Raw genomic sequence first — 11630 nt, 5'->3', positions numbered from 1 at the left:
GCCGGCCCGCCTAGGCTGCCGGGTAACCAGGGCAGCCCATGGTGACCGATCCCGATCCCGATCCCGCCGGCGATATCGCGCTGGTCGCCCGCATCGGCGCCGTCCCGACCATCCTGCAGATCCTCTGCGACATGACGGGGCTGCGCTTCGCCGCGGTGGCGCGCGTCACCAACCATGACTGGACCGCCTGCGCCGTGCTCGACCGCATCGGCTTCGGCCTGCGGCCGGGCGGCCAGCTCGACCTCCAGACCACCTTCTGCGACAGCATCCGCGCCTCCCGCCAGCCGATCGTCATCGACCATGCGAGCCGGGACCCGGTCTATGCCTCGCATCCCGTCCCGCGCCGCTACGGCTTCGAGAGCTACATCTCGGTCCCCATCATCCGCCGCGACGGCTCGGTCTTCGGCACCATCTGCGCGCTCGACCCCGAGCCCGCCCGGCTGCGCGACGGCAAGGTGCTGCCGACCGTGACCCTTTTCGCCGAGCTGGTCGCGGCGCAGCTCGAAATCGAGGAGCGGCTGCAGGCGAGCCAGACCGCCCTGCTGGACGCCGAGGCGCTCGGCGCGCTGCGCGAGCAGTTCATCGCCGTGCTCGGCCACGACCTGCGCAACCCGATCGCCGCGGTCGGCGCCGGGGCCGACCTGCTGGCCCGCCACCCGGCGGATGCCCGCGCCCCCGAGATCCTGGCGCAGATGCGGCGCAGCTGCCGGCGCATGGCGACGCTGGTGGACGACATCCTCGACTTCGCCCGCGGCCGGCTCGGCGGCGGGATCCCGGTGCGGCAGCGGCGCGTGGCGCTGGACGGCCTGCTGCGGGACGTTGTGGCGGAGCTGCGCGGCACCCACCCCGACCGCACCGTCGAGGCCGCGATCGACCTGCCCGACCTGGTGGCCTGCGACCCCCGGCGCATTGGCCAGCTGGTCTCCAACCTGCTGGCCAATGCGCTGGTGCATGGCGCGCAGGACCGGCCGGTGAGCCTCACCGCGCATGGGCGCGACGGCGGCCTCACCCTCTCGGTCACCAATCAGGGCCGGCCGATCCCGCCCGCCATCATGGCGCGGCTGTTCCAGCCCTTCAGCCGCGACGCGAACGGGCCGCGGGCCGGCCTCGGCCTCGGCCTCTACATCGCCGCCGAGGTCGCCCGCGCGCATGGCGGCACGCTCAGCGTCGCCTCGGACCCGGCCGCCACGGTCTTCACGCTGGAGCTGCCGGCGGGCTGATCCGGCCGCGCCGCCGCGGCGGCGCTCGCCGGCGCCTGCGGGGTCGAGGACTTTGGCACCGCCGCCTGGTCGCGGAGGGTGGCCAGCGGCTGCCCCGGCGCGCTGCCCCGGCGAAAGGCGTCGTCCAGCCGCGCCAGCGCCGCCGGCGGCGTGCCCGGCCGGGCATGGAAGGCTGGCCGAGCTCGGTCGCCAGCGAGGCCGAGGCCCCCGCAGCCGGGCGTCGCGCCCAGGCTTTCCGCATCGACGGGAACCCGCCCGGCCGCGGGACGATTTACCCGGCGTAATGCGGCCGTCAGAAAAATCGCCGACTGGTTGATATGTCCTCGTATCGCCACGGCTCTTGCGATATTCACGCGCCGCGCCCCTGCCACGCCCCGGAGTCATCCATGTCCCGTCTCGCCCGGCGCGCCACCCTCGCGCTTGCCGCCCTCGCCGCCGCTGCCGCCGCTGCGCTGCCCGCCGCGGCGCAGCCCTTCCCCAGCCGGACGCTGACCGTCATCGTCCCCTTCGCCGCGGGCGGCCCGACCGACACGGTCACCCGCCTGGTCGCGGAGAGCATGGGCCGGGAGCTCGGCCAGACCATCGTCGTCGAGAATGCCGGCGGCGCCGGCGGCACCATCGGCGCCCAGCGCGTCGCCAACGCGAAGCCCGACGGCTATACCCTGCTGCTGCACCATATCGGCATGGCGACGACGCCGACGCTCTACCGCCGCCTGGCCTATGACCCGGTCGGCGGCTTCGAGACCATCGGCCTGGTCACCGAGGTGCCGATGACCCTTGTCGCCAAGAAGGACTTCCCCGCCAATACCCTGGCCGAGGCGATCGCCGTCATCCGCCGCGACCAGGAGAAGCTGAACTACGCCAATGCCGGCATCGGCGCCGCCAGCCACCTCTGCGGCCTGCTGCTGATGAAGGCGGTGGACGCGCCGATGACCACCGTCCCCTTCCGCGGCACCGGCCCGGCGATGCAGGAGGTCATCTCCGGCCGCATCGACCTGATGTGCGACCAGACCACCAGCACGACCGAGCAGATCAAGAGCGGCGCGATCAAGGTCTTCGCCACCACCACCCCGGCCCGGCTGGAAGCGCTGCCCGAGGTGCCGACCTCGGCCGAGGCGGGCCTGCCGGAATTCCAGGTCACCGTCTGGCACGGCCTCTACGCGCCGAAGGGAACGCCGGCCGAGATCACGGGGCGTCTGAGCAAGGCCCTGCAGGTGGCGCTGGCCGACCCCAAGCTGGTGGCCCGCTTCGCCGAGCTCGGCACCGCGCCGGTCGCAGCCGCGATGGCGACGCCCGAGGCGCACCGCAAGTTCTGGCTGGCCGACATCGCCAAGTGGAAGCCGATCATCCAGGGCGCCGGCCAGTACGCCGACTGAGTGTCGTTGCGCGGGTGGTGGCCCTTTACGCCCCGCCACCCCGCATGCGAGCCTGCCTCCGAACCTGGCCGCAGGGCGGAGGACGCAAGCAATGGACGGCATGACCAAGGTCGCGTGCCCCTGGAATCGGGCGCTCGAATCGCTCGGCAATTCGGTCGAGCTGCAGCACGTGAACCTGCGGGTGCCCGACCAGGGCAAGGCGACCGCCTTCTACATCTCGGCGCTCGGCCTGACCCGCGACCCCTACCTGGTCGTCGGCATCGAGAACATGTGGGCCAATGCCGGGGTCAGCCAATTCCACCTGCCGACCGGCCCGGCCCAGGTGCTGCGCGGCACCACCGGCCTGGTGCTGCCGGACCGCGCCCAGCTGCTGCACCGGCTGCAGACCGCCCGGCGCTGGCTGGACGGCACGCGCTACGGCTTCGAGGAGCGCGACGACCACGTCGCCATCACCTGCCCCTGGGGCAACCGCATCCGCGCCCATGCCCCGGATGCCGACCGCTTCGGCCGCATCAAGCTCGGCATGCCCTATGTCGAGTTCGACGTGGCGCCGGGTACCCTGCCGGGCATCGTCCGGTTCTACCAGCAGATCGTCCAGGCGCCGGCCAGCATCGAGGACGGCGTGGCGAAGGTCCTCGTCGCCCCCGGCCAGCACCTGACCTTCCGCGAGACCGACGCGCAGCAGCCGGCCTTCGACGGCCACCACATCCAGCTGGCCTTCGTCGATTTCGGCGGCGTCCATGCCCGGCTGTCGGAGCGCGGGCTGATCAGCCAGGAAGACAGCCAGCACCAGTACCGCTTCATCAAGATCGTCGATCCCGACACGGGCAAGCTGCTGTTCGAGGTGGAGCACGAGTGCCGGTCGATGACCCACCCGCTGTTCATGCGGAAGCTGGTCAACCGCAACCCGGCCACCACCAACCAGATCTACGCCCCGGGCGCCGAGGCCATGGCCTGGGCGATGCCGCCGGAGTGAGGCCCCGCCGGGCCGGCCATCAGGCGATGGTCGGCCCGTCCAGCGCCGCGATCTCGCGGATCAGCTTCCGCTTCACCGCATTGCCGAAGCTCTGGAAATCCTCGGCGACCACGACGAAGGCGCCGGCCCCGCCGATCACGCTGTCGCGGTAGTACTCGTCGAGCGGGATGGGCGGCATCCGCCCGAAGGTCGGCCGGTCGTTGACGATCGGCAGGCCGTTGATCGTCACCCCCTCCGCCACCAGCCGGTCGCGCGCCAGCTCCACCGGCCCGCCGCTGTTGTTCACCCCGTCGCCCGAGACGTCGATCACCCGCCGCGTCGCATCGAAAGGCGCCTCCGCCAGCACCTGGCGGGAGAAGTCGAGCCCGCCCGAGATCGAGGTCCAGGACAGCGAGGCCCGCGGCGCCTCGGCCAGCTTCTCCGACCAGGCCCGCGCCTCCCCGGCGCCCGAAACCCGCATCCAGGGCAGCACCAGCCGCTGGTACTCGGCGCCGGCCCATTCGACATAGGCGAGGCCGATCGCGCCGATCATGCCGCCGCGGATCGCCTCGACCACCTGCGGGTCGCTGACCGCGGCGCGGTAGCCTTCCCGCTGCAGCCGCGCCTCGTCGTCGTCGACCGAGCGGGAGACATCGACCGCCAGCACCAGGAGCACGTCGACCGGATCGGCCTGGGCCCGGGCCCGGCGAACGGGGGTGAGCGCGGCCGCACCGGCCGCCAGCAGGGAGCGCCGGCGCATGACCCAAGCCTCCGTCGATGACACGACGCAGCATGGAAACCCGCCGGCCCCTCCCGGTTCAACAGGAACCTTAGAATTATTGCCGGACCCATCAGGCCCCGAGGCCCGCGAGCAGCGCCGCGGCCACCCGGGCCACGTCGTCCTCGCCGAGGTAGGGGTGCATCGGCAGGGACAGGCAGCGGGTGCAGAGGTCCTCGCTGACCGGCAGCGGCGGCGCGCCGCCCTCGATCCCCGCCGCATGCGCCGCGGCATAGGCGGGCTGCCGGTGCAGCGGCTTCGGGTAGTAGATCGCGCTCGGCATCCCGGCCGCCTGCATCGCCGCCTGGACCCGGGTGCGGGCGGCGGCATCCTCCAGCAGCACGGTGTAGATGCCCCAGGCGCTCTCGGCGCCGGGCGTCACCTGCGGGGTCCGCACGCGGCCGCCGAGCGCCGCCTCGTACCAGGCGGCGGCCTGCCGGCGGGCCACCAGCTCGCCCTCCAGCAGCGGCAGCTTGGCCAGCAGGATCGCGGCCTGGATGCTGTCGAGCCGGCCGTTCATGCCGGTGCGCAGCACGTCGTAGCGCGACTTGCCCTCGCCATGCGTGCGCAAGGACCGGTACAGCTCGGCGCGGTCGGCATCCTCGGTCAGGATGGCGCCGCCGTCGCCGTAGCAGCCCAAGGTCTTGGTCGGGTAGAAGCTCAGCGCCGTGGCATGCCCCCAGGTGCCGAGCCGCCTGCCGTCGAGCGACCCGCCGAAGGCCTGCGCCGCGTCGTCGAGGGCGAACATGCCGTGCTTCTCGCAGAGCCCCTCGATCGCCGGCCAGTTCGCCGGCAGCCCGTAGAGGTCGACGCCGATCACCGCGCGCGGCCGCAGCCGCCCCTGCTTCGCCACCTGCTCCACCCGCCTGACGAGATCGGCGAGGTCGATGTTGAAGCTCAGCGGGTCGACGTCGACGAAGACCGGCGTGGCGCCCAGCACCAGCGGCACCTCGGCCGTCGCGGTATAGGTGAAGGCGGGCAGGAAGACCGCGTCGCCGCGGCCGATCCCCTCGGCCATCATGGCGATCTGCAGCGCATCGGTGCCGGAGGAGACGCCGACCGCGTGCTTCGCCCCGGCGAAGGCGGCCAGCGCGGCCTCCACCGCATCGACCTCCGGCCCCTGGATGAAGCGGCCATGGTCGAGGATGCGGGCGATGCCGGCATCGATCTCGGCCCGGATCAGCGACTGCTGCGCCTTCATGTCGAAGAAGGCGACGGGGCGGGCGGTGGTGGTCATGCGATGCCTCGATTCCAGCGCAGGGGGCTTAGCGCGCGCGGGGCCGGATGCACAATCAAGGCGCATGTCGCGGTGCAACAGCGGCGGGTTTGAATTTTCCTAAAACCGCGGTCCTGCGGGTTTCGGACAAAGGCCAGGGGGACGCCGTCCCCCTGGACCCCCTGCCGAAGGCCGAAAGGCTTCCGGACACCACGGGCTTTCATGGCGGGGCCCAGCGGCGGTGCCAGGGCTTGCCCTCGAGGAAACGGATCAGGCGGAGCGAGCGGCGAAGCTCGCGGGTCGGGCCCTCCGGCAGCAGCCGGCCGCGGAAGCCGGCGAGCCAGGCCCCGACCGCGCCGCGGACCAGGGCGAGCGCGGCGGCATGCGGCAGGTAGATCGGCCAGACCGGCAGGGCGGTGAGCAGGCCGACCCGCTGCACCGCCCGGGCGCCGTCCATCCCGAGGATCCGCATGGCCCGCCGGGCGGCGCGGCAGATGAAGTACTCGATCCGGCGCAGCGCCGGCGGGGCCGCTGGATTGGCGCAGGCGCCGACCAGCCGGAGCCAGAGCCCGGCATGGGCGAGGCGGCGGAAGTGGCGGCTGACCGTGTCGGGCTTGCCGTAGTCTTCGGGCAGGCTGTGCCAGGGCAGGCCGGAGACGGCGACCTGGAACATGCCGTCGATCCGCTGGCGGGCGTCGCGCAGCGGCCGGCCCTCGCCCATGACGACGGTGCGCAGATGGGGGAGGACCTCGGCCCATTCGGCATCGGTCATCGGCGACCAGGGGCGTTTCGGGGTGTAGCGGCGGCCGGGCGGCGGGGGCGGATGGGGCATTGGCGGGGCTCCTGGCCGGCGGAAGAGCGGAGCAGGATAGAGGATTATATTCCTTTTTGTCAAGGATGGCGGCCGCGGGGCGCTCCCGGCCCGCGGCTCGGGCGCGCCTTCCTCAACGGCCCCGCATCCTCCGGCCCGGGCGGCCGGCGGGCCTGGCGCATCTCATGGCCAGACCGGCGCGCCATCCAGCCCCGCGGTCTCCGGCAGGCCGCAGATCAGGTTGGCATTCTGCACCGCCTGGCCGGCCGCGCCCTTGCCGAGGTTGTCGACCACGCCCATCGCGATCACCAGGTCGCGCTCCGGATCCGCGGCATAGCTGACGAAGGCGAGGTTCGAGCCGGTGGCCCATTTGGTCTGCGGCGGCGCGTCGGTCACGCGGACGAAGGCCCGCCCGGCATAGAAGCGCCGCGCCGCCTCCAGGCACTGCCCCGTGGTGGCGCGGCCGCGGGCGTAGATCGTGGCGAGCACGCCGCGGGTCATCGGCGCCAGGTGCGGCGTGAACACCAGCCCGGCCGCGCTGCCGCCGCTGAGACGCTCGATCGTCCTGGCCATCTCGGGCATGTGGACGTGCCTGAGCAGGCCGTAGGGCTGCAGGTTCTCGTTGCTCTCGGCATAGCCGAAGCGGCTGTCGGCGCCGCCCCGTCCGGCGCCGGAGATGCCGGTCTTGGCGTCGATGATGATGTTGCCCGGCTCGATCAGCCCCTCGGCCAGCAGCGGCGCCAGCGCGGTCAGCACCGCCGCGGGGAAGCAGCCGGGATTGGCGACGCGGGTCCGGCCCTCGACCTGCTCCGGCCAGACATCGGCCAGGCCATAGGCCCAGCCCTCGGCGTAGCGGTGGTCGCCGCCGATATCGACGACCTTCACCTCCGCCGGCACGCGCGCCAGCGCCTCGGCCGAGGCGCCGGTGGGCAGCGAGGCGAAGAGCAGGTCGAGCTTCGGCAGGGAAGCGGGGTCCCACTTCTCGATCACCAGATCAGCCAGCCTGGCCGGCACGCCGGGGAAGCGGTCCCGCAGCCGGCTGCCGGCGCTGCCCTCGCCCGCGGCGTAGACCAGTTCGAAGGAGGGGTGGCCCGCGACCAGGCGCATCGCCTCGCCGCCGCCAAAACCGCTGATGCCGACGATGCCGACGCGAATGCTCATGGTGGTGTCCTTTGGTTGGGGCAAGCGCAAAGAAAAACCCCCGGAGCCAGGGGCTGCGGGGGTTCGGGGATGCGGGCTGATGCCGTCTCGGGGGTGGGCCGCTAGGGAGCGGTCCTCACCGGGGGAGGGGCCTGTCTGCACGCAGCCGCGGAAGCCGCCGCCGGGAAGCAGCGACGGCGTCGGTTCGCGGTGCGGCGGCGAAGGTCACCCATGCGGCGGACGGTATTGGTCCGCCTGAACATCTGTCAACGAGCATTCGCAGCCGTGCTCCTGTCCCGCCAGGGCCGCCCGGGGTCGAAGCCGGCGATGCCGCAGCGCCGGCCCTTGCTGCCTCGCCGACTTCCCCGCCTCACCCGTCCGCCGCCACCGGGTATCCGGCACGGCACCGGCCGGCGTCCGACACCCTGGCGTTGCCCCGCCAGGCCACGCCGACACGTCGCATCCGGCCGGACAGGCATCGCCCCGTCCGCGGCGGCAGGCCGCCCATCGCGCCCTTGCCCGTCCTTTTCCGCCGCCAGGCGTGTCAACCCGGCCGCCACGCAGCCGGGCGGGCTTCCCGCGCGGCCGCGCCGCGCTATCCCTGCGGCGCCGCCTTCGCCGCCTTCTCGCCCAGCGCGCTGGCGTACTCGTCCGCCTTGTAGATGTCGGAGACGATCGACTTCAGCTTGGTCACGTGGTCCTTCATCCCCAGCGCCTCGGCATAGGCCGTCGCGGTGCCGAAGCCGGCGATGCCGTAATGCGACATGCGCTGGTACTGGGCGATGATCTCCACGTCCAGCAGGTCGGCGTTCTTCGGCGCCTCGTCCCCGGTGTGCTTCAGCGCCTCCCGCACCAGGCCTTCCATGCCCGCGCAATGCTCCTTCGCCACCTCGCCGCCGGCTTCCTGCAGCAGGGACTTCAGGGTGTCGCGGTGCTTGGTGATGCCGGTGACCGAGGCTTCCAGCGTCTGCTTCAGCTTCGGGTCATGCGCCTTGCCGGCCATCGCCTGCACGGCGCGGGTCATCTGGTCGTTGGCCGACCACAGGTCGCGCATCTCGTCGAAATAGACGGCCTTCAGGCTGTCGGGGCTGGACATCGGTGGTTCCTCCGGTTCGAGCCCTCCCCAACGGCAGGCGCGCGGACGCGTTCCTGCCCCGGCCGGACGGATGTCGTTCCAGGCATGCCGCGCTACTGCGCCGCCCTGGCCCCGTCGCCGTCCGCGTTGTGGTCGAACTCCGGCACCAGCCGCCCGAGCTGCGCCAGCGCCGCCCGCGGGCTGCCCGCCCTTGCCGAGGCCGCGATCTCGTCGATCGCGCGGCCCACCAGCGCCGGGTCGGCGGTGCGCGGCGTCGCCACCAGCAGGCCGTGGAACTGCGTCGGGCGCGGCGGCTCCTGGCCGTGGAACAGCTCCTCGTAGAGCTTCTCCCCGGGGCGGAGGCCGGTGAAGCGGATCTCCACGTCCTCCTCCGGCCTGAGGCCGGCCAGCCGGATCATCCGCCGCGCGAGGTCGACGATCTTCACCGGCTTGCCCATGTCGAGCACGAAGATCCCGCCTTCCGCCAGTTCCTTCGGCTGGTCCTCGCGGTCCTCGGCGCCGATGACGCTGGCCTGCAGCACGAGGCCCACCGCCTCCCGCACCGTCATGAAGTAGCGGCGCATGTCGGGATGGGTCACGGTCAGCGGCCCGCCGCGCTCGAGCTGCCGGCGGAACAGCGGCACGACCGAGCCCGTGCTGCCCAGCACGTTGCCGAAGCGGACGGTGACGCAGCGCATGCCGCCGTCGCCGGTGCGGGCGGCGACGTCGAGCGCCTGGCAGTACATCTCGGCCAGTCGCTTGCTGGCGCCCATCACGCTGGTCGGGTTCACCGCCTTGTCGGTGCTGATGAAGACCATCGCCAGGCAGCCGACCGCGCGCGCCGCGTCCGCCACCACCCGGGTGCCGCCGGCATTGGTCAGCAGCCCTTCCAGCGGGTTGTTCTCGACCATCGGCACGTGCTTCAGCGCCGCGGCGTGGAAGACCAGCTCGGGGCGGATATCCTCCAGCAGACGCTTCATCCGCGGCTCGTCGCGGATATCGGCCAGCACCGCGCGGCGCGGCACGTCGGGGTGGCGCTCCCGCAGCTCGAGGTCGATCTCGTAGAGCGCGAACTCCCCGTGGTCGAGCAGGGTAAGCGAGGTCGGGCCGAGCGCCGCGACCTGCCGCGCCAGCTCGCCGCCGATGGTGCCGCCGGCGCCGGTGACCAGCACGCGCCGCCCCTGGATCAGCCGCGCCATGCCTTCCCGGTCCAAGGGCACCTGCGGCCGGTCCAGCAGGTCCTCGATCGCCACCGGGTCGAGCTTGAGCCGCTGCCCCGCCTTCTCCTCGGCTGCCGCCAGCCGCTTCGCCGCGGGGTCGAGCGAGGTGACGGAGGGCGCGCGGCGGACCGGGATGCCGTGCCGGTCGGCGGTATCCAGCAGGCGTTCGAGCGCGAGGCCCTGGACATGCGCGGTGGCGAGGACGATCAGCGCGGGCAGCCGGCCCTCGTCCTTCATCCGGTCGAGCACGGCCGCGATCTCGTCCGCGGTGCCGAGGATGGGGTGGCCCTGGATGCGCCGGCCGGCCTGGCGCGACCGCATCGACAGGATGCCGACGACGCGGAAGGCCGGCTGCCGCTCGGCGGCGAGCGCCCGGATGAAGATGTCGGCCCCGTCGCCGGCGCCGACCAGCAGCACGGGCTGCGGCGCCAGCATCGCCTCCGGGGTGCGGCGGGCATGGTGCAGCCGGCCGGCGATGCGCGGCGCGCCCAGCAGCAGGCCGAGGGTGAGCGCGTGGATCGCCGGGAAGGCCGGGTTGGGCGGCACCCAGGCATCCAGCACGTGCAGCCCGGCCCAGAACAGCGCCGCGGCCCCGACCGCGGCGCCGGCGATCCCGAGCAGGTCGGGCAGGCCGGCATAGCGCCAGTATTGCTGCGGCAGCCGCACCGGCAGGCCGGCCGCCAGCAGCACGGCGGCGGCGCCGGGCAGGGCGCCGAGCCACCAGCCCTCCTCCGGCCAGGCGCCGGGCGCGTCCAGCAGCATCGCCGCCGGCAGGGCCAGGCAGGCGAGGAGGGAATCCAGCGCGAGGTTGAGCAGGATGCGATGCGGCGCGCGGCGGGCCATGGCTTGGCTATAGGACGGACCGCGCCGCGACGCCACCGCCCCGGCCCCTACGCGACCGGCAGCGGCGCGAGCCGCCGGTACAGCCCAACCAGCCGCGCCGCCTCCGCCTCCCAGCCGTAGCGGCCGGCGGCGGCCTGCCGCCCGGCGGCACCCAGCGCGGCGCGGCGGGCCGGGTCGCGCAGCGCCCCGACCGCGGCGGCGATGGCGGCGGCATCCGCGCTGTCCACCAGTAGGCCGCAGCCGGCGTCGCGGAGGATGCCGGCGACCTCCTCGGCGAAGGCCGGGGCGATCACCGGCAGGCCGGCCTGCATGGCGTCGAACAGCTTGTGCGGCAGGGCGAGGCGGTGGTTCTCCTCGCCCGGCTGGAACAGCACCAGGGCGATGTCGGCCTCGGCCAGCCGGGCCATGGCCTCGGGGTGCGGCAGCCAGGGCAGCCGCTCGATGCGCGGCGCCAGGCCGAGGGCCTCGGCGCGGGCCAGGAAATCGGCCTCCGAGCCGTCGGTGAAGCGGCCGATGAGGCGGAGCCGGTCGGTGGCGGGCAGGCGCGCCATGGCCTCCAGCAGCGCCGGCCAGCCGCGGCCGCGGCCCATGGCGCCGGCATGCACCAGCGTCAGCGGCCCGGGGCCGTGGCGGCGGGGCGGGATGGCGACGGGCGCGGCGTAGTTGCGGACGGCGACGATCCGCGCCGCCGGCCCGAAATCGGCCGCGAGCCCGTCCTTCGCCACCACCACCGCATCCGCCGCCTGCCCGGCCAGCCGGCAGGCCAGCCGCAGCGCGGCGCGGGCCAGGGGGCGCAGGCCGCGCGGCAGCCGGGTGTCGAGCCGGCTCGGGTAGTGCTCGTGCACGTCGAGCACGACGCGGGCGCCGCAGCGCCGGCCGGCGAGGATCGCAGCGGCCCAGGCATCCGGCTCGCTGGCATGGATCACCGCGGCGCCGCTGGCCGCGGCGGCGCGCGCCAGCGCCGGCAGGGCGCGCAGGCGCCCGGCCCAGCCGGGC

Annotated in this window: 10 protein-coding genes; 3 read left to right on the top strand and 7 right to left on the bottom strand. The window is 73.7% G+C overall.

What is annotated here, in order from left to right:
* Positions 1-38: 38 nt before the first annotated feature.
* The 3 genes from E2C06_RS17050 to E2C06_RS17040 all read left to right on the top strand — a co-directional run bounded on the left by E2C06_RS17050 (position 39) and on the right by E2C06_RS17040 (position 3572).
* A complete protein-coding gene (locus tag E2C06_RS17050; RefSeq protein WP_133289822.1) occupies positions 39-1220 on the top strand; it encodes a GAF domain-containing sensor histidine kinase in 1182 nt (393 codons plus the stop codon).
* 386 nt (positions 1221-1606) lie between these two features.
* Entirely contained in the window at positions 1607-2596 is a 990-nt protein-coding gene (locus E2C06_RS17045) for a tripartite tricarboxylate transporter substrate-binding protein (protein WP_133289821.1), read from the top strand.
* Positions 2597-2696: 100 nt separating this feature from the next.
* A complete protein-coding gene (locus tag E2C06_RS17040; RefSeq protein WP_133289820.1) occupies positions 2697-3572 on the top strand; it encodes a VOC family protein in 876 nt (291 codons plus the stop codon).
* Positions 3573-3591: 19 nt separating this feature from the next.
* Here E2C06_RS17040 and E2C06_RS17035 read toward each other — a convergent pair whose 3' ends face one another.
* The 7 genes from E2C06_RS17035 to E2C06_RS17005 all read right to left on the bottom strand — a co-directional run.
* A complete protein-coding gene (locus tag E2C06_RS17035; protein ID WP_133289819.1) occupies positions 3592-4311 on the bottom strand; it encodes a DUF1194 domain-containing protein in 720 nt (239 codons plus the stop codon).
* A gap of 91 nt (positions 4312-4402) precedes the next feature.
* Positions 4403-5566 (bottom strand): DegT/DnrJ/EryC1/StrS family aminotransferase, encoded by a 1164-nt coding sequence (locus E2C06_RS17030; protein ID WP_133289818.1) that lies wholly within the window; start codon positions 5564-5566, stop codon positions 4403-4405.
* A 199-nt stretch (positions 5567-5765) separates the two neighbouring features.
* Positions 5766-6377, bottom strand: a complete 612-nt coding sequence (locus E2C06_RS17025) for a transposase (RefSeq protein WP_133289817.1) — start codon at positions 6375-6377, stop codon at positions 5766-5768.
* A 162-nt stretch (positions 6378-6539) separates the two neighbouring features.
* On the bottom strand, positions 6540-7517 hold the full coding sequence (argC, locus tag E2C06_RS17020; protein ID WP_133289816.1) for an N-acetyl-gamma-glutamyl-phosphate reductase: 978 nt from the start codon (positions 7515-7517) through the stop codon (positions 6540-6542).
* Between the two features lie 574 nt (positions 7518-8091).
* The gene (locus tag E2C06_RS17015; protein WP_133289815.1) at positions 8092-8592 is read right to left on the bottom strand and encodes a DUF892 family protein; all 501 of its coding nucleotides are present in this window, start codon (positions 8590-8592) and stop codon (positions 8092-8094) included.
* A 92-nt stretch (positions 8593-8684) separates the two neighbouring features.
* Positions 8685-10634, bottom strand: coding sequence for a polysaccharide biosynthesis protein (locus E2C06_RS17010; protein ID WP_133289814.1), 1950 nt, complete (start codon positions 10632-10634; stop codon positions 8685-8687).
* A gap of 47 nt (positions 10635-10681) precedes the next feature.
* Positions 10682-11630 (bottom strand): glycosyltransferase (locus tag E2C06_RS17005; RefSeq protein ID WP_133289813.1); only part of this gene is annotated, 949 nt, incomplete at its 5' end.

Source organism: Dankookia rubra (genome assembly GCF_004355005.1).
Classification (GTDB): domain Bacteria; phylum Pseudomonadota; class Alphaproteobacteria; order Acetobacterales; family Acetobacteraceae; genus Paracraurococcus; species Paracraurococcus ruber_A.
Note: the sequence above shows the minus strand (reverse complement) of the source record. Positions and strands in the feature narration are given on the sequence as shown.